The following is a 19,445-nucleotide window of genomic DNA, read 5'->3' on the forward strand; positions in this document are numbered from 1 at the left end:
CGTTTCGAATTCAAGCGCGCCGCGACGCGCGGCAGCTCAGGAGCTCCCCCATGATACCCGCAAGCCATCTGACCGACTATCTGCGAGAGCAGGCGCTGAACCTGGACCTGACCGATGTGCAGATCGCCGTGATGACGCTGCAGGCCGTCATCGCTGTGGACAAACCGATTCCGCAGCGCGATGTGTACCGTTACAAGGTGCCCAAGCTCGGCGAGGGCGGCAGCTGCTCGCTGTTCGACGAGCTGGACGAAACTCCGTACGACCTGCGCGTGGTGCTGGGTGTGGAGACGCCGGAAACCACTGCCGGGCTGGTCAACCTGAACGCCTTGCTGGACTCGGTCAACGCCAAGATCGGCGCCGACTGGCTTGGCATCTATCGCAAGATCGGCGTCGGCAAGAGCGCGGTGCTGGTCAAGCTGGCGTACAAGGGCGTGGAGAGCCGCGCCGAGTTCCCGCTGACCGAGGAATTCGCCGAGTTCAGCAATAACAGCCGCGTCGGCCTCACCGGCTGGGCGGTGGTGGTGGATGACGTGGAAAAGTGGCGCGCCGACGGCGGCGGCTACTACGAGTGCGACCCCAAGGTGAAAAGCGAGATCTGCCTGCCGGTTTTGCGCAGCGACGACAACGTGCTGGGCATCATCGACGCCGAATCGTTCACCGCAGGCCATTTCACGCCGGAGCGCCAGGCATGGCTGGCGGCGCTGGCCATCGTGCTGCCGCAGATCCTTGTCAATCTGCCGCCGCTTGAAAACGGGGAAAGCCTCCCCAACTAAGCATCATCACAGGCCGCCGCGCGGCCTTTTCGCATTGCATTCCTCAGCGTTGGAGAAGTCATGTCGCCGCACCCGCAACCCGCTCCCGAACCCATCATCCAGTATATCGCCAGCTGCAAGCTGCCCACGCCGTGGGGAGAGTTCGCCATGCATGGCTTCGAGGAGGAAAGCGGGCAGGAGCACGTGGCGCTGACGCTGGGCGACGTGGGCGACGGCCAGCCGGTGCTGGCGCGGCTGCACTCGGAATGCCTGACCGGCGATGCGCTGTTCTCCTTGCGTTGCGATTGCGGTTTCCAGCTGGAGGCCGCTATGGAGGCGATCAGCAAGGCTGGCCGCGGCGCGCTGCTGTATCTGCGCCAGGAAGGCCGGGGAATAGGACTGATCAACAAGATCCGCGCCTACAAGCTGCAGGATGGCGGCGCCGATACGGTGGAAGCCAACGAGCGGCTGGGCTTTCCGGCCGATATGCGCGATTTTCGCATCGCCCGCCACATGCTGGAGCATCTGGGCATAGGCAGCGTCAAGGTGATGACCAACAATCCCCGCAAGCTGGCCACGCTGGAGACTGCCGGCATCAAGGTGGTGGAGCGGGTGCCGCTGCAAGTGGGCCGCAATCCGTACAACGACCGCTACCTTGACACCAAGGCCGCCAAGCTGGGGCATATGCTGTTCAAGTAAGCGGCGTTTGGCGGCGATGCCTGGGCTCGCCAAGCGATGATAGTTGTAATATAATGAACATTCTTATCTGGGGGCGACCTGGTTTCGACGGGGGTTGCGAAGCAGATGGGGGCATACCGGGATTTCAGTCACCCCGTAAAACACTGAATTTTTTTAGTCGCAAACGACGAAACTTACGCTCTAGCAGCCTAACGGCCGGCTAGACACTACAACGGTTCGCAGATGGGCCGGGGGCGTCAAAACCCTGTAGTGTCACTCTACATCTGCTAGTGCTGTTCCGGGTTACTTGGTTCAGTGCGAAATAATAGGTAACTCGCCAAAGTCCAGCCTGTCCGTCGGCGTGGCGGAGGTTAAATCCAAATGACACGACTAAGTATGTAGAACTCACTGTAGAGGACTTTCGGACGCGGGTTCGATTCCCGCCGCCTCCACCACCAATTCTTAGCAAAATCAATTGCTTACAAAAAATAGCCCTGCTTCTGCGGGGCTTTTTTTTGGGCTGATTGAGGTGGCTTGGTCAGCTTTTTGGTCTGCTTTTTTTCTCCCTATCCAATCAATCCGTCATTTCTCTACCGCTCGTCGAATGCTTGTTGCCGGCGGCGCGTCTATCGCGTAATTTGAAATCGTACAAATTCAAATTGCTATCCTTATGACATCTTTTCCTTGCCTGATCCCTCGAGAGGGGGGTGGACTTTCACCGCTCGTGCTGGCACCGGTTCGCGCGGGCTTCCCATCGCCGGCGGATGATTATTTGGACGACAACATCAACCTGCATGAGTACCTGGTGGATGATCCGCCCGCGACGTTCATCGTCCGCGTGCGCGGCGATTCGATGATCGGCGCCGGCATTGCCGACGGCGACCTGCTGGTGGTGGACAAGGGGCTGACGCCCATCAATGGCGACATCGTAGTCGCGGTGATCGATGGCGAGTTCACCGTCAAGCGGCTCTACCGCCGCGCCGGCGCCTGTGTCCTAGCTCCGGAGAATTCGGCCTACGCACCAATCTCACTACAGCCTGGCCAGGAACTGCTGGTATGGGGCGTCGTGACCGGTGCAGTGAAGAAGTTCCGGAGATGAGCGCCAAGACCTTGTTCGCCCTGGTTGACGGCAACAGCATGTACGCCAGCTGCGAGCGCGTGTTCCGGCCAGACTTGATCGGCCGACCCATCGTTGTTCTCAGTAACAACGACGGCTGCGTGGTAGCGGCCAGCGCCGAGGCAAAGGCGCTGCCAGGCTTACGTATGTTCGGCCCCTTCTTCGAGATCGCCGACGTGTGCCGCCAGCATGACGTGGCCGTGTTCTCCAGCAACTACGCCCTCTACGGCGACATGAGCCGACGCATGATGCGGGTTCTGTCGGAGTTCGCCGCCGAACAGGAGGTCTACTCAATTGACGAATGTTTCCTCGACATGACCGGGATGCCGGATCTGGACAGTCATGGCCATCGGATGCGCGAGGCTGTGCTGCGCCGGGTCGGCATCCCGACCTGCGTCGGCATGGGGACGTCGAAGACGTTGGCCAAGTTGGCGAACAGGATCGCCAAGAAGCAACCGAAATGGGCTGGCGTGTTCGAGTGGGACTTCGTGACGCCGGCCGAGGCCGACCAGATGATGGCTCAGATCGAGGTCGGCGATGTGTGGGGTATCGGGCGCCGGCTGTCCGAGCAGCTGCAGGCGATGAACATCCACAGCGCGCTGGACCTGAAGCGGGCTGATTCTCGGCGCATCAAGCGGCAGTTCTCTGTCGTAGTGGAGCGGACAGTGCAGGAGCTGAACGGTGTGTCATGCATGGCTCTGGAGGATGTGACACCCAGCAAGCAGCAGATCATCTCGTCGCGCTCATTCAGCCAGAAGGTGAAAGACCTGAACACGCTCACGGCCTCGATCTCTCATCACGCGGCGCGGGCGGCCGAGAAGCTGCGCGCACAGGGCAGCACGGCGCGCCTGGTCGGAGTCGGAATCCGCACCAGCCCGTTTTCAGACGTGGCGCAGTACCGGCCTTATATCGTGGTGCCGCTTGTCCAGGCCTCAGACGACACAATCGAGATCACGCGCGCGGCACTTGCCGGCCTACGCGCCATCTACCGGCGCGGCTACCTGTACCACAAGGCCGGCATCGTTCTGATGGAAATCGGCCCGCGCGGAATCGTGCAGTCCGATCTATTCGCGGCACCACCGGATCCGCGGCGCCAACGGTTGATGCAAACCATGGACACGATCACACGACAATTCGGCCGCGGGATGGTGCGGTTAGCATCGGAGGATATGAGCCAGCGCTGGCAGATGCGCCAAGACGTGCGGTCGCCGCGCTATACAACGCGGCTAGATGAGTTGCTGGTGGTCCGGTGATGATGGCTTGCGCGGCAGCAGCGCGTCAGCGGCGGTCATCAGCTCGGCCGGGTAGTGATTGAGGAAAGAACGGGCCACATCAGCGTCGTGACATGCCAGCCAGGCTTGGTATTGATCCGCCTCCACGATGACCAGGGAGCGCTTTTCGTCACCCGGCTTGTGCATGCGCTTCATCAGCGGATGCTCGTCTGCGTTGATCGTGATCTGCGTGAAGGCATGCGAGACGCCGCCGCCGTCCTCCTGCCACTCTCGCCACATACCGGCCACCGCGAACGGCTCGCCGCTGGCCAGGCTGATGCGCGTGCGCACCGCTTTGCCGGACTCATAACAGGGTTCGAAAAAAGCCTGCATCGGCACCAAGCACAGCTGCGCTTTGCGCCACGCGCCTTTGTAGGTGGGCTTCTCCCCTATCGTCTCGGCGCGCGCGTTCATGGTGGTGAGGCGGACGCCGGGCGGTAGGTGGCGTTTAGGCACGAACCCATAGGACGCCAGCCTCAATCCGTCGGGAGTGATGATCGGCGCAGCGTAGTCCTGCCAGCAATCAGGCTTCCAGAGGCCTTCTTGTGCCTCGAAGCCAAAGTACTGACGGATCTGCTGCGCCGTGGGAGGGGCGAAATTTACGCACATGTACTAAGCATAGCATCGCGCTATCGTTGGATACTAATTTCCGCCATACAATGGGATTGCTATTGGCTTCTCATAATACTAAATTAAAACTCAACTTTGACTTTGGAGTACAACATGGATTTTATAAAAATTGGTGATAATGCCAAAATTAAAGGCCTCACCGTTTCTGGAAATACTGCAGTATCCGACTCGCCAATAACCCTTATTTCTATAGGATCATCCGCCGAAATAGAGAATGCCATCATCACGGAAAATCAGTCCCTAACGCCAGAAGCATTTAAGGCAAAAATTGAGACTGAAAAAGAAAAGGTTATCGCAGGTCTTCGCGCAATATGTCAGGGCAAAGACATTGATGCAGCCACAATGAAAATATTAAAAGATGTTGAAGCAAGCTCTGAACTGGACTTCGTCAGAATACTATCGAACCTTTATCATCTAGCTAAAAATATATCCCTCGGCGTGATGTCGAATGAGATATCAAACTTCCTTCACCCTATAATAACTGGCCTAATGAAAAAATAAAAACATGAGGCCAAAGTGAAATCTTGATTTCTCTACTTTCGGCAGCCAATCGGTCCATATTCTTAGACACTCGCAAGTGTCACAATAGCGCGGCCCACGGCCGCGCCGTTTTCTTACTGCGCGGCAGACCCGAGCTTCATGGCGTTGATCGTGCGCGCCTTCTCGGCGCTGCCGGCCGAACTACCGAAGTAATACTGGATGATGGAGCCGAACGCCGCGCCCAGCGCGCCAACCAGCACCAGCAGCGAGTCCCGGCCGGTCGGCGGTAGCTCTTGGAAAATCATCAGCGCCATGATCCCGAAAAAACCAGCGACGACCACACCGGCCAGCAGCCGCGGCGTGATGTCGCCGGTTTTGATCTCGCGTTCGCGCGCGCTCGCGCGGTCGCCGGCGGCAATCGCCTCCAGGGCCTGCTGATTCCGGAATCCGAGCTCTTGCATTTTCGCCGAGAACTGCTGGTCGGCCTGTTTGATGGCCAGCATCTGTTCCGGCGTCGCGCCGGATAGGGCTTGCGCGACCGCCTCCTCGGTTTTCTCAGGCAGGCCGATCGCGTCGGCCACCGCGCTGACCGCCATGCCACCCAGCGGACCGCCCAATGCAGTCCCGATCCACGGCGCCACAGCGCCCACGATTTGTTTCCAGTTCATCGTTGAGTCCTCCAGTTCGCGCGTTCGTAGTGCGGGTAGTCCGGGCTGCTCTTCCAGCGGCCGCCCCAGACCAGTCCGAGTTTTTCGCCGATCGGCCCGAGCCGCTGATACAACGCCAACTCGCGCGCATTGGCGCCAGGCAGGTAGCGGCCTTGCTCGAAAACGCCAACATCGAACGCTTCCGCATCGCCGCGTGGGGTTTCCAGCAGATCGGTGTTGTGGGCGGAGTTCGTCACCCAGGTCACTTTCGGCCCGGGCTTGGTACGCCCCTGAGCGTAGAGCGCGTCCTGCTCGGACTGCGGGCGCCAGGTGCAGGTGAAGCGCACCTCCAAATCGGAGGACGACGCCTTCAGCGCGGCGTTGGCTTGCGCCAGAAACTGCAACGCCGTCGCGCGGATGCTCTCATGCAGATCTGCGGGGTCTCGACTCGACATTTGTCTACTCCTAAAAAAATGGCCCGCACGTGGCGGGCCGAATGGTCAGTTGCCGGCATGGCCGCCGGCTGGCAAAAACGAGGCATTTCTACTGCTGGGATTTCCTATGCGAGCGCTGCCATTCGTGCTGTACGGCCTGGCCATAGCAGTGGGGCTATACTTACTCGCAGGCTGGGTCGAGGAGAAAAACGACCCGACTGCATGCGCGCCCCGGGCAGATCAGAAAATTGATCTATTCTCTCCGGCCTGCGTTGAGCAGCAGATCCAATCCCGAATGCAGGATTAGCGCGCGAGCGTGTCCGCCCTGCGTTTGAGCCATGCCTCAAGGTACTGAGCTCCGAGTATGCCCAGGCCGGCGCCGATGCCGACGAGCGCCGGCAGGGGCAGGTTCGGAAACTGCATCAGCGCCACCCCAGCCACCGTCGACGTCGCGCCGCCGAGGATCGCGCGGCCGACGGCCAGTCGGGTGGTGATCTGCTCATTGCTCACCAACAGTTTGCCCAACCCGATCCCCGCGCCCACCACCAACAGGGCCAGCATCCCCTTTTCGTGTTCCTGCATATCGCCTCCCTGAAATGAATCAGGGCCGGTTTTGCCGGCCCTGATGGATTGCTCTCGCGTTGTTGATCAGCGCCGCGAGTACTGCATGCGCATCAGGCCGAGGCATTGACGAGCTGAGCGCGGAGGCCTGCGATCTCCGCATCGCGGGCCTGCAGCTGCTGCATCAGTGTCTCGATCTCGGCCAGGGCGTTGATGTTGAGCGCGGCGGCGATGTCGCCCAGCGGCTCGCCGGCGGCACCGGCCACCAGCGCCACCGGCTGGGCCATGCCGGTTTCCGTTCGGGTCTCGCCGGTCAATGCGTTTCGGGCCTCGGCGGCATAGATCACATGCGCGCCGGCGATACCGGCCGCCGTGCCGCGCACAAGAAATTCATACAGATAGGGATCGCTCATATAGCCCTCAGAGGTCTGTCATGGTTGGAATGCGCCATTTCTGGCCGTTGCTGAAAACATGCGACGGCCCGGCTGGCCCGTCGGTAATATATGCGACCGCTGCAGGCCACAGATCTGCGGCCGGCAGCGTAGCCCTGGTATATGCGCCAGGGACAATGAGCCCGCGGGCGAGAACGTGCCCACCTCCACTCAGCTTCACATTTTGACCACCGGCAGGGCTTACAACCGTGAAAGAGCCGTCACCCATCATTTCAAAAACAGCATCTCCCTGCGTTCCGTCCGCGCCATTCGCAACCCGATACTGCACGGTCGCAGACGAGCCATCGTAGTTGCGCGCATGAACCATGCAGTTCGCCAGGTAGCGTGCTGCCGAGTCCGCCCGCCAGAGGGTGTAAGCTGAATCGTTCCTAGGGCAGTACAGCGACAGAAACGCCCCCGATGATCTCCACTGCGCGAATCCCGCCCCCACATCCGCCGTCTGTCGCAAACTCCCATTGCCGCTGCCCGTAAACGTCATCTGCCCGGAAATCACGCGATTGATGATGGCATTGGTCATCGCGCGCCACGATGGCACCTGCCGAGTGCTGCCGTCCTCCGCAACAATCGTCGCAGTGTCGGAGTTCTGATCGAACACGCTCCAGTAGCTCCGCGCGGCGACATACCATGCCTGCTGCATTTTCCCGAGCTGGGCCGAGAGACCCGCCCAATCATCAGCCATTTTCCGTACCCTCCAATGAATCAGCCCCGCCGGTTTGATCCTGGCGGGGCTTCGGGAAATTTGTTTTGACGGCCCTGATGCGGTCCAGCATCTGCCGCATCTCATCGTTGAGCAACTCCGGCGGCAACGTTGCCACCCAGCGCCACAGCACGTCCCACTGATCGCCCAATGACGGGTAATGCGATTTGCGCGCGGCGCGGTGATCGCCGCGATGATGGATCTGCATCATGTTGCCACCTCGAACACCGCGGACTGCATCGGCCAGGCCTCGACCTGGATGTGATGCAGTCCGGGCAGAGAAAACGACAGTTCGCATTCGGTGTCGTCACAGTCGTACGACGTGCCGTCCAGCATCAGCACGCAGGGCGCCGGCAGGTCGCGCAACACCATGCCGTCCAGCCTGGCCGGATTGTGCGGCCGCGCCTCGATCACCCCGTCGCTGCGGACATACTGCGTCAGCGGATCAGCCTCGCCCTGCAACAGCAGTTTTCCCAGCGCGAACTCGACCTCGACGTTCTCGAGCGAGGCGAGACCGGTTTGCAGAATGCGGCCGGCGTCGTCGTACTCAATGATGCTGATTTTCTCCATGCCATTTACCTCCTATACAGAACTGCACCGTAGCGAACCTGCCCGGACGCGTTGTAACCGCCAACACTGTCAACTCCGACAGTCACGGTTTCGCCAGCTGAAACGTCCAGCACCAGCACACCGCTGCCATTACTGATACCCACTGCTCGCCCTCGCGCTCGCAGCGTGATGCTGGGGAACGGCGCGTCCCCGAACACGAGCAGCGTGCCCCTATCTGAGCAGTAAAACGGGAATGAGTAACTCCACCCGGCCGCCTGCCAGCCGGACAGCGTTACCGTGCGGGTATCGTTTTTGCTGACCGCCTCGCCGCGGATCTGCAGAGTATCGACCATCAGGTTGCGGACATACGAGCCATCGATACCGTTCGCACTAACGATGACGCTCCCCTGAGAGTCCCTTATCGTCAGTCCCCGGGTGTCGATCTGACCGACAGCAAGCAGGCCCTTGATGTAACCGGCACCCATGCCCGACATGTCGACCACGACATTGCCATCCATGTCCCTGATCGTCAGGCCTCGACTGTTGATCTGCCCTGCATCCACCGAGCCGTCGACCAGCACGCGGCGGCCAATCAGCGAGCCGTCGGCGATCAGATCGCCAGCCAGGCCCAGCGCCGGGCGACCATTGATTGACGACACGATGAACACCTGGCGAGAGCCATTGCCGTCCGGCTGCGACACAACAAACCGGTCAGCCAGGAAATCCACCGCGCTGCCGTTTTGATCGGTCCTCAAGCCTATGCCGGCAATTTTTCCGGAGGCGTTCAGCTTGATGATCTTCTCAGCCATCACGCCGTCCACCGTCCGGCCGACCTCCTGCAGGGAGGCCGTGTGGTTGCCGACCGTGGTCTGCATCGTCCCGATCCGCTCCGACAAAGCGCCATCCTCGCGCACCCGAGATTTCGACTCCTCTATGATCCCGGCGGCGTTGTCTTTTACTTTGGCGGCCAATAGCACCCGTTCGTTGGCTTCCTGCGAAATAGCGTCACCCAACGTCGACAGCTGGCGCTTGGCGAACGCGTAGTGGTTGCCCTGCGTGCTGCGGATCTCGTCCGCCGTCAGCATCTGCTGCATCTGCGCCTGGATCAGCGAGTTGACGCTACCTTGGACGCCCACGGCCTGCTCGATGGGCGTCCGCAGAGACTCCTGCAACTGCGCGCTGGTGAGGCTGTTTTTCAGCTGCTCCAGCAGCAGATCTACATTGCGCACGGCCTCCGCCCGCGTTGTGACAGCCTCGCCGACGTTGCCCCAGCTGTCGACGATGCGCAGCTGGTACTGCACCACGGCGCCAGCCATCAGGCCGAGGTGCGTGTACACCGCGGCAGGGTAGGCAATGTCGGCCAGTTTGACCCACGTATTGCCATCAGTGCTGGCGAACAACTGCGCGCCGCGCAGGTCGGCCCGGTCCGGGTAGCTCCAGCGCAGCGTGATCTGCATCATCTCGCCGGTCGCCGTGAACGCGGTCGCCACCGGCGGCGGCGTGGCGTGCCCTTTGATGGTCAGCGAGGCCACCGCCGGCGCCGAGATCGTGCCATCGGCAAACACCGCCGACACCGACACCTCTAAGTCCTGCGGATCGGCATCCCAGCTGTACGACGTGTCCGGCACCACCGCCGCCTGCCACGCGCCGCCGGCACGCCGGTATTTCAGTTGGTAGTTGATCGCGCCGCGCAGCGGCGGCCAGACGGCCGTCACCACCGCCACGCGACGGCCGTCGCCGGTCACCCGGCTGGACTCCGACAGCCGCAGAAAACCAAGCGCCGGCGGCAGGCTGGGAGCCTGGCCGCCGCTGCTGAAATCGCCCGACTCGGCGGCGTAGTACGACGGGTTGTCGTCGATCGCCGTGAATTTCACACCGTCGCCGCTCGGTTTGACGTCGACGATTTTGACGCGCCGGCCGGGCTGCGTGCCGTTGTCGTAGAACCACATCCAGTCATACGGCACGCTGTCGGCCGATTCGTCCGGCACCGGCAGCGGGCCGCCGGCATCCGACGCCGGGATCAGATCGCGCAGTTGCAGCGTGTCGCTGTCGCCGCTGCCGGTTTTGACCCGGTAGGTCGCATAGCGGCCGTCCGGAAACCGGATGCCGACCCAGCCACTGGCGCCCAGCGGCACGGCGCGATCCAGCTGCAGCTGGCCGCGGCTGCCGGCGAGCAGCCGGCCGGAGTAGGCCCAGCTGGCCAGATCGTGACTCAGCAGCACCACGTCGCCGCGCGTGGCCACCAGACCCTCGAAATCGGTTTCCCAGCTGACGCGCCGGCGGTGATACAGCTGCGAGGCGGCGATAAGATTCGCCTCGCGGCCGGCCATGCTGACGTCGCAACAGCCGACGAAATCCAGCGTCACCGGATTTGTCGGCGCGATGACGCCCGGCACCGCCACCCGCACTTGGTCGAGCTCGAATCCTTTTGCTGGATTACTGAAATTGACAACAACCTCGTCAGCGGTCTGTTCCGTGGTGTACTCGATCCGGAACGAGCCAGCGCGGATGTTCGCCGGGCCGAACACCGCCACCACCGGCAGGTCCGCCGCGTCCCAAATCACCCCGAGTTTGCCTGTCTGCCATGTGTAGCGGGCGCGGCCGCAGCGGGCAATCATCGTCAACACGTCTGCGATGCTGTAGGCGCGGTCCAACACCAAGCCGACGCTCAGCTTTTTTGCGTCACACCAAGCGGCCCACACTTTTATCGCGTCGATGTCGATACGCGAGATTGGCAGGCCCGCACCATATGTCCTGCGGCCCTGAGCATCGAAGCCACCGAGGGCGAACCACAAATACCACCACGCTGGGTTTGTCGTGGCCGACGTCGCCCATCCGCTGCCGGTCCAGACCTGGCAGCTGGCCACCGCCATCGCCGACAGTTCGTCGACAGCGCCGTTCAGCTGGCTGGAGGCGCGGATCTTGAGCCCGATTCGACGCTGGCCGACGTAGTTCGTCGAATCCTGCCGGTAGGCGCGCAGCCCAGCCAGCGCGAAATCATTGCGCTCGCGCGAGCTGCTGATGTCGCCGCTGGTTTTACGGACGCGGATCTCGTACTGCGCCGCCGGCAAATCCTGCCGTAGCGTCTGGCGGACTGGTGTGATGCTGTTGCCGGCCAGCCGGTATTTCCCGTATTGGTCGCCGCCATACGGCTGCCAGGGGCCGTCCGGCACACGCCGGAACTGGATTTCGCTATCGACGTTGCGCCAGTCCATGCCGCCTTTGTCGTTGGCGTAGTAAGCCACGCCTTGCAGGTCCATTCCGATACCGACGGTATCGCGCGCCAGCTGGCGCACCACCCAGCCGTCCGAATTTTTGACCTCGCGGCCGGTGTCGGTATCGACGTTCGCGAACACGCCCGGCAGCCGGCCGTCACCGCCCGCGGCGATCAATTCGACGCCCTGGTAAGCGCCGATTGGCGTGTTGCCGATGCGGTAGTCCGTCAGCTGCAGGTCAGGCTGCAGGCCAAAATGATAGACTTGATACAGATATTGATCCTGTCCGGCGAACTCGGTGAACGGGTTGCCGCCGGCATCCGGCACAAACCGGCGCTGGCCGATCACCAGCGGCATCGGCGCGTAGGTGCGGGCGCGATTGCGGGCGCCGGACAGGGCGTAGTTCTGGCTGATGTTGGCGTCGCCGCGCCCCCCCACGCCGGCAATGTCCGGCATCGGCGGCGGCAGCAGCGCGTTGACCAGCATCGAACCGCCGATCATTATCGCCGAGCCGGCGACCGTTGCCATGCCAGACGAACCGAAAAACGCCGCGCCGGCCGGGCCGGCCACGTAGGCCGCTGCGACCATCACCGCGATCATGGCCACGGAACGCAACACCTTGCCGGCACCACCGCCGCCGGCGACCACGGCACGCACTTCGACAAAATCGCCGCGGCGCAGACGGTAGCATTGCCAGTTCGGCAGCGGCCTGCCGTTGACGCACACCGCCAGTGGCCCGCGGTCGACCTCGATCCTCAGCCGGCGCAGGTAGCCGCCGAGCGTTTCATTGCGGCGATGCGCCTCGTAAATCACCTGGCGGCCGACGGCGGTCAGCGGGTGCGGCGAATGCACCAGGGTCGGTCGTTTCACAGCCATTCGTAAAATCCCTCCACGGTGTAACCCTGGCGCGCCATGTCGCGCAGACGCTGGCGCAGCACGAACCCGGCGCCCTCGTCGGCGTGCAACACCCACCACTCGCTGGCCAGCTGGCACATCACGCCGATGTGCTGGACGCGCCCGCGCGCGATCAGCAGCACCGGCTGGGCGTCCGCCGGCGCATTGATGCGTCGGGCAAACTCGCCCTGGTGCTGCTGGATCTGCGCATTGCGGCCAAACGGCCCGGCGCGGCGAGCGCCCGGCAGCTGCATATCCAGGCCAAGCACCTCGCGCGCAACGTCGCAGGCCAGCACGGCGCAGTCGGCCGTGCCGGGCTCGTAGTCGCGGCCGACATAGCAATCAGACCAATGCATGGGATTCCTCGATGATCAGAACAGCGCCGGCGTGGTGTCCGGTGTGTAGTAGCGGGTGACAGCGGGTTGATTCAACAGGTCGGCGTAACCGAGGGTGGCACTGACCTTTTGCCGGTCCATCGCCAGCCCGCTCATGTCGAGCGTGATGTCGAATTCGATCACGCCAGGCGTCGAGCGCATCACATGCTGGATGCGGCAGGTAGCGCCAACGCCGCCGCCTGACTGCTCCAGCCACTGCGTCAGCTCGCGACCGATGTTGTCGATTTCCAGCCGCGCCTGCGGCAGCTGGTTGTCGGTATCGTCCGGCAGCGTGAGGTCGAACGCGCAGGCGGTGTATTCATTGCCTGCGACTACAATGTTCTGCGTGTCGCCCACGATCCGGACCGGCACCGCCAACAGCGGGTGGCGGATTTCCAGCAACGTCAGCAGGATGTCGTCCGCGCTTGTGGCGTTGAGCTGCTCGCGTGCGTGTTGGGAATAGCCTCTGGCCATTCAGTCCTCCAGGAAGCAAAAAACCCGCCGAGGCGGGGTTTGGTTTATGGCCTTAGCAGCCAGGCAAACACACAACAGAGGATGAGCAAAGTGATGGCCGTCACTCGAGCCCAAGAACTCACGCTATTAATAATCAGTAGAAAAACACATAGAGAAATGATCAAATTACTCACAACATGTACTCCTAAGAAAATAGGAGTCATCAAATTGTCGAATGCACCGCTGATCTTCCTCTTGTGGGTTTTCCGTTAACCAATGGTTTCGATGGTGGCAGACGCCGCCCACGCATCCGGACCGGTCGGCCGAAACGTCAGAGTCTCGGTGAATCGGGCGCGCAGCGGCTTGCCGAACAGCTTCACCGTGAACCAGTCGGCACCGCCGTGAAGGTCTTCGCCATACCAGCTGTCGAAGATCTCTCGGTTGCCGGCTCCTCCAATCAGCAGCGTGACGCTGCGGCCGACGATTGGAAGCGACCACCGGGCCCGCTGTTTCGGCATTCCGCCGTCCATCGCAGACCGTTGCAGGCCGTAGTCCGGTTTCTCGCTGTAGCCGTCCAGATCGATCAGCACAAACGAGGGCAGGGCAGAGATGGCCATACGTTCTCCTTACCCTCCACGGCGCAGGCCGTAGGCGTATTCCATGGTTGATGAGATCGGCCCGCCGCGGCGCATGTCGGTCACGATCAAATCGACGATCGCATTGCCGAACTGATCGAATCGCGGCTGCCCCTGCTGCTGGGCCTGCAGCGGCTGACTGCTCTGGTTGATTACGTTGACCTGTACATCCACCGATGGCGCGCTGCCTCCAGCCGAGCGCACGCCCAACCTGCCAGATCCGTCGCGCGTCAGCGGCATGATCGCCTCTGGCCCAGCCTCACCCATTACACCTAATCCGGCCCCATGCGCAAATGCGGTTGGCCGGGAGACGATGGAGTTGGTAAACGCTGCGCCGGTGGCGAACAACTGCGCACCGGACAGCCATGCGCCTCCATTGGCTTGCAAAGGGCCGACGCCGGTAGACGTTCCATCCACGATTGGCGCGGCAGGGCCGGATCGGCCAAACAGGCCAGACAAAGTACCTGAAAGCATTGAGGACATGCTCTGCCTGATCTGGATACGGATCATGTCTTCGATGATGCTGTTCGCCAAGTCGGTGAAATTCAATTTGCCAGTCATGACGAACTGTGTGAGCGAGTTTTCCATGCCATTGAAAGCATTGCTGAATGCCGCTTGGGTCTGGGACGCAACATTTCTTGCGCGGTCTGCATAGCTATCCAATGCCAATTTTGCGCCGGCCGTCCAGTTGCCGGCCATAGACATCTTGTCGTCAACTGCCTTGACGGCATCTGACGCTTTTTGAGCGCCGGTGGTCTTCACGCTTTCTATTTCTTGCTCGATCCGGGTGACGATCTCCCCGCGTGCGCCTTTGGCTGCAGGCGTGGATGCAGCCGACTCATCCGCCTTGGCTTGGTTCAGTTTGATCTGCAGATCCAGCAACTGCCGCTTGGTTTCCAGCTCCGCCGCCCATTGCGCCTGGGCGCGGTCGCGCTGGCCGGCTGATAGGGTCAAAAATTCCAGTTGTTTGGCCATGTCCTCGTGCTGCAGCTGCATTTCGCCGGTGCGGCGCTGGTCGGCTTCGTCCAGGCTTTTCTGCACGCTGATCTTATCTTTCAGCGCGGCGGTCAATTCCTGCCGCTGGCCCAGCTCGTCTGCCAGGCTGGCGCGTAATCGCAGGTTGGCCTTCGCCGCCTCGGTAGTAGCTACGCCTTCCTGGTAGCGGAACTTCAGCGCCAACTTGGCACCTTCGGTCATTTTGTCGTAAGCAGCACCGCTCAGCCGCATGGCCCCGGCGATCTGGTTTTCGGCAGCGATACGTGACTGCAGGTCGGCGACCTCGCGGTCCTCCTGCTTGCCATAAGGCGATTCCTTTCGGGGCTTGTCGCTATATTTTTTGATGATGTCTTGGCGCATTTTGGAGACAGTGGTGTCATCGTATTTGCTGCCTAGACCGGCAGCACGGGCAGAAATGACCAATCTGTCCAGTTCTTCCAGCTCGTGCTTGATTTTTTCCTTGCCAGTGCGAAGCGTATCGAGCTTTTTCTCCAGCTCCATGTTTGCCTGGGTGCCAGCCTTTTGGACGGACTGTTGCTCCGACTCCTTTGCCGCATTGACCTGCAATCTACGGATGTCGGACTCCAAACCGGCCCGTTGGTTGTACAGCTCCTGTAGTCTCTCTTTGTTAAATGATGCCCAGTACTTGTTCCCTTTGCTCTCACCCTCCAGGTGGGCGATTTCGTCGTTGACGAGCTTCAGGTTATCGCCCAGCTCCGGCGTGCGACCAAGGCTCTTTACGGCGTCCCAATAGCTGCCTACTTTATTGATCAGGGATACCCAAGCTTTTTCAATTACACCAAGGCTTTGCAGGGACACTTCAGCGAAGTGCTGGGAAATTATGACCGATGCGTCGTACTTGGCTTGCTCTTCACGGCCGGCTTCTTTCAGAGCGGCTATGTGTTCGAACTGCGAAGCAGTCAGGAAACCAAATCGTTCATTCATTTCGGCCAGCTTCTTTACATCGCCGCTAATGGCATCCTCAAAGTCTTTGGCTGCTTTGGCGCCTTTTTCTCCCGTAACTTCTGCGAAGACCTGGGCGGAGGTGGCAATGTTTTTCAGCGTCTCGCCGGCCAATTTGCCGCTGCCAATCAGCGCCATCATGGTGTCGCGGCTGGATCCCAAGCTACTATTGGATGACATGGCAACCGACTCTGCCATTGAGCGAAAAGACTCGGCAGTTAGGCCTGCGGCATTGCTCGTCATGGCAAGGGTCATGGCAAGCTGGCGAGACTCTTTATGACCGGCGTAGGCTGCATAGCTGAACGCGGCAACTGTTGCAGTGGCAATGGTGAAGGGATTTATCAGACTGAGAACGTATGACCCCATGGCCTTTACTGCTTCGCCGGCACTTCCAAACATATCCTTGATCTGCCCGCCCTGCTGCATAAAAACCATCATCGGACTCTGGCCACCGGCCAGTGAAACCGCGATGTCGGTGAACTGCGCCGGCAGCATCCGCATGGCGTTGGAAAGCTGTCCGGCGCTGATGCCTGCATTTTTTTGACGGGCGGCGACCAAGTCCAACTGCTGGAGATAAGGCTCAAGCTGAGCCACATCCAGGCCGCGCTGGCCAGCCAGTATCCGGAAGTAGTCGGAACTGGCCTTGCTGCCCACTTCCATGCTGACGGTGGTGCGCTGGATCGCATTGATCATGTTGCGGGTGGCCGCTTCCATCTTGCGCGCCGCGGCGTCGCCACCTTGGCCAATCTGCTGTACCTTGGTGCCGGCTACTTCAGCCGGCTGAGCTCCCTCCTTGAGACTGGCCAGGCTTTTGCCGGTAGACTCGACCGCCTTTGTCGCTTTCTCGGACGCCTTCTCTATGCCCCCAAGAGCCTGATCCACCTTGGCAATAGAAGCGGTGACGCCTTCTTCGCGTACTTCTAGCTCGATAATGCCTTTGCCGATTTGATCATTTGACATGTCGACTCCATACTAAAAGGCCTCACTATTTGCGAGGCCTGAATGACTATTTACTTTTTTGAAACCCACTCATCTAATTGTTTGAAAATCTCATCTCTCCCTATCTGTTTTCCCGAGGCTGAGATTCCTGGCTTTACATTAAAGCTGTGGATGGAGTCAGAAAGCTCGATGTTGTAAAACCTTGCCAATCCGAACTGTTCTGCGCGGGTCTGCTTTATGTCTAACTTGTTAAATTTGAATGTTGAATAGTATCGATTGTTGTTTTTGTCGTAAATGGCGAAATATCCGATACTTTTATTTAAGAACAAATAGCCATCATGGTATGGTGAGTAAAGAGAGGCATTTGTTCCAATTGCTGTATTTGGATACCACTGCGCAGGAAATACAAATTCGGCATCGATTGCCGGAGAGAAGTTTTGCGAGGCGAACTTATACTCTGGGCTCCCAAGTTCTGGACCAGGCATGCCTATACAACCGGCTACAGAAAGAGCAATAACTACTGATGAAAATTTTCTTATCACGAAACATCCTTTATGCAGATGAAATCGTGCCATTATGATGCTGATTCTTGTCGAATTTCCAGCACAGTCATTTCCATCACCTGGATATCAGCCTCAAGCTGATCGAACTCCTCAGGTACCAGTCCAAGCCGGTCCATCATCCGGTACAGCACGTTGTAATCCAGGCCCATCGCGCCGCCAAAACCTACCCGCCACTGCGTGCTCATGCGATTGAGCAGTTGGACGGCCTGCCAGTTGTCTGGCCAGACATCCATATCCTGCTGCTGACCCAGATCAGCAGCGGTCAGCCCGAACGCGTCCAATTGGGCGGCGTCGGGCCGACGCTCATACATGGCGCGCGCGGCGGCTATCAGTTTTTTTCGCGCAAACCCGTCAACTCTTGAACGTAGGTGTTCCAGATGGCCAGCGCGGCGCCGTGGTGGTTCTCCAACAGCTGGCGCACATTGTCTGGTGTCCACGCATCCACCAGATCCCAGCCGGTGGCGATTTGCTGGACCAGCTCGATATCCGGCATGGAGCCCAGCTTCTCGGCCAATCCGCGCAGCTCGGTTCTGGTGTGATGTTTGAAGGTGAGCACCACCTCGGCGCCAGCGCCGCCGGGCTGCGGGATAGAAACGGAGGCGGAGAAAGTGGGCGCGGCGCCCAGGGTGAGTTTTGCCATGACTTTTTCCTATATGAGGTGGCGGATTAGTAGCGTGTGGCCTTGCCGAGCAACGAGAGGGTGACTTTTACCGCCATAACATTGTTCTGCGACAGCTCTGGGGTCTCGTTGAACGAGACGTAGCTGTTGTAGAGCACGCTGCCGCCATTGGGCAGACTGAGCATGATGGCAGTGGGTTTACGGCTGGCATCGGCGGCGCGCAGCGCGGGGTAGCAGGGCAGGGCCGGGTCGTCGGCGATCTTCAGGGCAATGGACATGGCCGATCTACCATTCGGAATCTGCTGCTCTTCGTCGGATTCCAAAAACTGGAATGTGGCGAACTTGGCGTCGCCACCGCTGGTGCTGAAGTCCAGCACCTGGGGAATCTGCAACCAGCTGGTGACCGCCCGGGCGCTGCCCACGCCCAAGCCGGCGGCGAACAGTTTCGAGTCGCTGGTATCGATGCCATCGAGTTTGAAAGTGTCCGTCACCGGAGCGGCGCCGACGCGGACGATGCGGTTGTTGAGACGAGCCCAGCCGCTGGTCAGTTCGATGATGTCGCTAGCGGCGAAGCCGTGCGCCGCGGAGCTGGCTACAGCCGGATTGGCGTTGCTGAGTGCGGAGATGGCTTTCGCCGGGCCGTAGGCACTGGCGATCTGCAGCGTGCTGCCGCTGGGGAGGGAGACGGACATGTCGTTTCCTTTCAATTAAAACAGCCCGCGCGCGGCGGGCGAGTGGGTCAGTTTGCGGTGATGGGCAGGGCGGTTAGCGTCAGCGTGAATCGGCGCGCCAGCAACGCGTCCGGCGACCGGCCGCCGGCGGCGCGGGTGGTGACCAGCGCGGTGAACCAGTACGTGCCGTTGGTCTGCGCCATCCGGAATGCCGCTGGGCCGGGCTGGTTATAGGCCTGCATCAGCAGGGCCTGGCCAGCATCGGTCAGCTGAAGCAGGTCGATGTCCTGCTGAATGGCGCTTCGCCAGGTTTTGGTGACCAGCGGGTAGTCCCGGTTGGCCAGGTTGTTGGTGGTGGTCTGCCACTGCTCGGCCATATCGCCCACCGTTCGCACGCCGCGCACTGCTGTGAATGCAAGTGCGCTGAAGCTGGCGGCGTCCAGCGTGGCCGGCAATGCAAGCGAGATGGCCAGCGTGCTGCCGACGGCGAGTGCTGGCTCCGGCATCATGGGTCTCCACTGAAGTAGAAGTCCTGCTGGGTTCCGCGCAGTCCCAACGCGTCTTCGTGGAGGGCGACAGCGCCGCCGGCGATGGTGCCAAACAGCGGCGCGCCCACCAGAATCTGCTGCGCGGCGCGCTGCAGCTGGGCGGCCTGCAGGCGAGAGTCGGACCAGATGGTGATCTGCATCCGCGGCGACACCGTGCTGCCGGCCCCCTCAAGAAACTGCATCGGAATGCCGCCGACCTGCTGATACAGGATGTAGGGGAGAGGCGAATCAGCCGGCGCGGTATCCGGAAACACATTGCCTTCCACCAGCGGCGACAGGAGGCTGAAAAGTTGCTCTTCCAGCATGC

At 60.8% G+C, this 19,445-nt stretch carries 24 protein-coding genes and 1 other RNA gene; 6 read left to right on the forward strand and 19 right to left on the reverse strand.

Going from position 1 to position 19,445, the window contains the following annotated elements; all coding sequences use genetic code 11:
* The first annotated feature begins 50 nt into the window (after window positions 1-50).
* The 5 genes from VA599_RS00175 (at window position 51) to VA599_RS00195 (ending at window position 3,800) form a co-directional block, all read left to right on the forward strand.
* Window positions 51-773 (forward strand): GAF domain-containing protein, encoded by a 723-nt coding sequence (locus VA599_RS00175; RefSeq protein WP_021478089.1) that lies wholly within the window; start codon window positions 51-53, stop codon window positions 771-773.
* Window positions 774-833: 60 nt separating this feature from the next.
* Complete coding sequence (gene ribA / locus VA599_RS00180; RefSeq protein ID WP_021478088.1) at window positions 834-1,451, forward strand: GTP cyclohydrolase II; 618 nt, start codon at window positions 834-836, stop codon at window positions 1,449-1,451.
* Window positions 1,452-1,520: 69 nt separating this feature from the next.
* Window positions 1,521-1,885: a transfer-messenger RNA gene (gene ssrA, locus VA599_RS00185) on the forward strand.
* A 215-nt stretch (window positions 1,886-2,100) separates the two neighbouring features.
* Entirely contained in the window at window positions 2,101-2,529 is a 429-nt protein-coding gene (locus VA599_RS00190; protein ID WP_346787258.1) for a LexA family protein, read from the forward strand.
* A complete protein-coding gene (locus tag VA599_RS00195; protein WP_346787259.1) occupies window positions 2,526-3,800 on the forward strand; it encodes a Y-family DNA polymerase in 1,275 nt (424 codons plus the stop codon). The genes VA599_RS00190 and VA599_RS00195 overlap by 4 nt, the downstream gene beginning before the upstream one ends.
* Here the strand turns inward: VA599_RS00195 and VA599_RS00200 are convergent.
* Entirely contained in the window at window positions 3,774-4,427 is a 654-nt protein-coding gene (locus VA599_RS00200; RefSeq protein ID WP_346787260.1) for an SOS response-associated peptidase, read from the reverse strand. The genes VA599_RS00195 and VA599_RS00200 overlap by 27 nt on opposite strands.
* 114 nt (window positions 4,428-4,541) lie before the next feature.
* Between VA599_RS00200 and VA599_RS00205 the strand changes: the two genes are divergently transcribed.
* Window positions 4,542-4,949: a hypothetical protein gene (locus VA599_RS00205; protein ID WP_346787261.1), complete on the forward strand. Its 408-nt coding sequence runs from the start codon at window positions 4,542-4,544 to the stop codon at window positions 4,947-4,949.
* Window positions 4,950-5,062: 113 nt separating this feature from the next.
* Here the strand turns inward: VA599_RS00205 and VA599_RS00210 are convergent, their stop codons facing one another.
* The 18 genes from VA599_RS00210 to VA599_RS00295 all read right to left on the reverse strand — a co-directional run bounded on the left by VA599_RS00210 (window position 5,063) and on the right by VA599_RS00295 (window position 19,443).
* The gene (locus tag VA599_RS00210) at window positions 5,063-5,596 is read right to left on the reverse strand and encodes a hypothetical protein (RefSeq protein WP_346787262.1); all 534 of its coding nucleotides are present in this window, start codon (window positions 5,594-5,596) and stop codon (window positions 5,063-5,065) included.
* Window positions 5,593-6,030 (reverse strand): M15 family metallopeptidase, encoded by a 438-nt coding sequence (locus tag VA599_RS00215; protein ID WP_204086701.1) that lies wholly within the window; start codon window positions 6,028-6,030, stop codon window positions 5,593-5,595. The genes VA599_RS00210 and VA599_RS00215 overlap by 4 nt, the downstream gene beginning before the upstream one ends.
* Before the next feature lie 282 nt (window positions 6,031-6,312).
* Window positions 6,313-6,591: a phage holin family protein gene (locus VA599_RS00220; RefSeq protein WP_346787263.1), complete on the reverse strand. Its 279-nt coding sequence runs from the start codon at window positions 6,589-6,591 to the stop codon at window positions 6,313-6,315.
* Between the two features lie 92 nt (window positions 6,592-6,683).
* The gene (locus tag VA599_RS00225; protein ID WP_346787264.1) at window positions 6,684-6,983 is read right to left on the reverse strand and encodes a hypothetical protein; all 300 of its coding nucleotides are present in this window, start codon (window positions 6,981-6,983) and stop codon (window positions 6,684-6,686) included.
* 7 nt (window positions 6,984-6,990) lie between these two features.
* Window positions 6,991-7,701 (reverse strand): hypothetical protein, encoded by a 711-nt coding sequence (locus tag VA599_RS00230; RefSeq protein WP_346787265.1) that lies wholly within the window; start codon window positions 7,699-7,701, stop codon window positions 6,991-6,993.
* Window positions 7,694-7,930, reverse strand: coding sequence for a hypothetical protein (locus tag VA599_RS00235; protein ID WP_346787266.1), 237 nt, complete (start codon window positions 7,928-7,930; stop codon window positions 7,694-7,696). Before VA599_RS00235 ends, VA599_RS00230 begins: the two co-directional genes overlap by 8 nt.
* The gene (locus VA599_RS00240; RefSeq protein WP_346787267.1) at window positions 7,927-8,289 is read right to left on the reverse strand and encodes a hypothetical protein; all 363 of its coding nucleotides are present in this window, start codon (window positions 8,287-8,289) and stop codon (window positions 7,927-7,929) included. The genes VA599_RS00235 and VA599_RS00240 overlap by 4 nt, the downstream gene beginning before the upstream one ends.
* Before the next feature lie 5 nt (window positions 8,290-8,294).
* Window positions 8,295-12,359 (reverse strand): TipJ family phage tail tip protein, encoded by a 4,065-nt coding sequence (locus tag VA599_RS00245; RefSeq protein ID WP_346787268.1) that lies wholly within the window; start codon window positions 12,357-12,359, stop codon window positions 8,295-8,297.
* Complete coding sequence (locus VA599_RS00250) at window positions 12,350-12,733, reverse strand: hypothetical protein (RefSeq protein ID WP_346787269.1); 384 nt, start codon at window positions 12,731-12,733, stop codon at window positions 12,350-12,352. The genes VA599_RS00245 and VA599_RS00250 overlap by 10 nt, the downstream gene beginning before the upstream one ends.
* Window positions 12,734-12,748: 15 nt before the next feature.
* A complete protein-coding gene (locus tag VA599_RS00255; protein ID WP_346787270.1) occupies window positions 12,749-13,225 on the reverse strand; it encodes a DUF1833 family protein in 477 nt (158 codons plus the stop codon).
* 248 nt (window positions 13,226-13,473) lie between these two features.
* Window positions 13,474-13,821 carry a hypothetical protein gene (locus tag VA599_RS00260; RefSeq protein ID WP_346787271.1) on the reverse strand — a complete coding sequence of 116 codons (348 nt, stop codon included), beginning with the start codon at window positions 13,819-13,821 and terminating at the stop codon, window positions 13,474-13,476.
* A gap of 9 nt (window positions 13,822-13,830) precedes the next feature.
* Entirely contained in the window at window positions 13,831-16,758 is a 2,928-nt protein-coding gene (locus VA599_RS00265) for a phage tail tape measure protein (protein ID WP_346787272.1), read from the reverse strand.
* Between the two features lie 50 nt (window positions 16,759-16,808).
* A complete protein-coding gene (locus VA599_RS00270) occupies window positions 16,809-17,279 on the reverse strand; it encodes a hypothetical protein (protein WP_346787273.1) in 471 nt (156 codons plus the stop codon).
* A gap of 32 nt (window positions 17,280-17,311) precedes the next feature.
* A complete protein-coding gene (locus VA599_RS00275; RefSeq protein WP_346787274.1) occupies window positions 17,312-17,611 on the reverse strand; it encodes a DUF1799 domain-containing protein in 300 nt (99 codons plus the stop codon).
* Between the two features lie 17 nt (window positions 17,612-17,628).
* On the reverse strand, window positions 17,629-17,940 hold the full coding sequence (locus tag VA599_RS00280) for a phage tail assembly chaperone (protein WP_346787275.1): 312 nt from the start codon (window positions 17,938-17,940) through the stop codon (window positions 17,629-17,631).
* Window positions 17,941-17,966: 26 nt separating this feature from the next.
* Window positions 17,967-18,611, reverse strand: a complete 645-nt coding sequence (locus VA599_RS00285; RefSeq protein ID WP_346787276.1) for a phage tail protein — start codon at window positions 18,609-18,611, stop codon at window positions 17,967-17,969.
* Between the two features lie 47 nt (window positions 18,612-18,658).
* Window positions 18,659-19,096, reverse strand: a complete 438-nt coding sequence (locus VA599_RS00290) for a hypothetical protein (RefSeq protein ID WP_346787277.1) — start codon at window positions 19,094-19,096, stop codon at window positions 18,659-18,661.
* A complete protein-coding gene (locus VA599_RS00295; protein ID WP_346787278.1) occupies window positions 19,096-19,443 on the reverse strand; it encodes a DUF3168 domain-containing protein in 348 nt (115 codons plus the stop codon). The genes VA599_RS00290 and VA599_RS00295 overlap by 1 nt, the downstream gene beginning before the upstream one ends.
* Between the last annotated feature and the right edge of the window lie 2 nt (window positions 19,444-19,445).

Origin of the sequence: Chromobacterium indicum, assembly GCF_039708975.1 — a bacterium.
Lineage (GTDB): Bacteria > Pseudomonadota > Gammaproteobacteria > Burkholderiales > Chromobacteriaceae > Chromobacterium > Chromobacterium piscinae.

Bases quoted from the DNA above. Each gene is read 5' to 3' on its own strand.
- VA599_RS00260 (WP_346787271.1), bottom strand. From the start codon at position 13,821: ATGGCCATCTCTGCCCTGCCCTCGTTTGTGCTGATCGATCTGGACGGC.
- VA599_RS00295 (WP_346787278.1), bottom strand. From the start codon at position 19,443: ATGCTGGAAGAGCAACTTTTCAGCCTCCTGTCGCCGCTGGTGGAAGGC.
- VA599_RS00290 (WP_346787277.1), bottom strand. From the start codon at position 19,096: ATGCCGGAGCCAGCACTCGCCGTCGGCAGCACGCTGGCCATCTCGCTT.
- VA599_RS00280 (WP_346787275.1), bottom strand. From the start codon at position 17,940: ATGGCAAAACTCACCCTGGGCGCCGCGCCCACTTTCTCCGCCTCCGTT.
- VA599_RS00175 (WP_021478089.1), top strand. From the start codon at position 51: ATGATACCCGCAAGCCATCTGACCGACTATCTGCGAGAGCAGGCGCTG.
- VA599_RS00235 (WP_346787266.1), bottom strand. From the start codon at position 7,930: ATGATGCAGATCCATCATCGCGGCGATCACCGCGCCGCGCGCAAATCG.
- VA599_RS00250 (WP_346787269.1), bottom strand. From the start codon at position 12,733: ATGCATTGGTCTGATTGCTATGTCGGCCGCGACTACGAGCCCGGCACG.
- ribA (WP_021478088.1), top strand. From the start codon at position 834: ATGTCGCCGCACCCGCAACCCGCTCCCGAACCCATCATCCAGTATATC.
- VA599_RS00225 (WP_346787264.1), bottom strand. From the start codon at position 6,983: ATGAGCGATCCCTATCTGTATGAATTTCTTGTGCGCGGCACGGCGGCC.
- VA599_RS00190 (WP_346787258.1), top strand. From the start codon at position 2,101: ATGACATCTTTTCCTTGCCTGATCCCTCGAGAGGGGGGTGGACTTTCA.
- VA599_RS00215 (WP_204086701.1), bottom strand. From the start codon at position 6,030: ATGTCGAGTCGAGACCCCGCAGATCTGCATGAGAGCATCCGCGCGACG.
- VA599_RS00200 (WP_346787260.1), bottom strand. From the start codon at position 4,427: ATGTGCGTAAATTTCGCCCCTCCCACGGCGCAGCAGATCCGTCAGTAC.
- VA599_RS00195 (WP_346787259.1), top strand. From the start codon at position 2,526: ATGAGCGCCAAGACCTTGTTCGCCCTGGTTGACGGCAACAGCATGTAC.
- VA599_RS00275 (WP_346787274.1), bottom strand. From the start codon at position 17,611: ATGTATGAGCGTCGGCCCGACGCCGCCCAATTGGACGCGTTCGGGCTG.
- VA599_RS00210 (WP_346787262.1), bottom strand. From the start codon at position 5,596: ATGAACTGGAAACAAATCGTGGGCGCTGTGGCGCCGTGGATCGGGACT.
- VA599_RS00245 (WP_346787268.1), bottom strand. From the start codon at position 12,359: ATGGCTGTGAAACGACCGACCCTGGTGCATTCGCCGCACCCGCTGACC.
- VA599_RS00285 (WP_346787276.1), bottom strand. From the start codon at position 18,611: ATGTCCGTCTCCCTCCCCAGCGGCAGCACGCTGCAGATCGCCAGTGCC.
- VA599_RS00220 (WP_346787263.1), bottom strand. From the start codon at position 6,591: ATGCAGGAACACGAAAAGGGGATGCTGGCCCTGTTGGTGGTGGGCGCG.
- VA599_RS00230 (WP_346787265.1), bottom strand. From the start codon at position 7,701: ATGGCTGATGATTGGGCGGGTCTCTCGGCCCAGCTCGGGAAAATGCAG.
- VA599_RS00265 (WP_346787272.1), bottom strand. From the start codon at position 16,758: ATGTCAAATGATCAAATCGGCAAAGGCATTATCGAGCTAGAAGTACGC.
- VA599_RS00205 (WP_346787261.1), top strand. From the start codon at position 4,542: ATGGATTTTATAAAAATTGGTGATAATGCCAAAATTAAAGGCCTCACC.
- VA599_RS00240 (WP_346787267.1), bottom strand. From the start codon at position 8,289: ATGGAGAAAATCAGCATCATTGAGTACGACGACGCCGGCCGCATTCTG.
- VA599_RS00255 (WP_346787270.1), bottom strand. From the start codon at position 13,225: ATGGCCAGAGGCTATTCCCAACACGCACGCGAGCAGCTCAACGCCACA.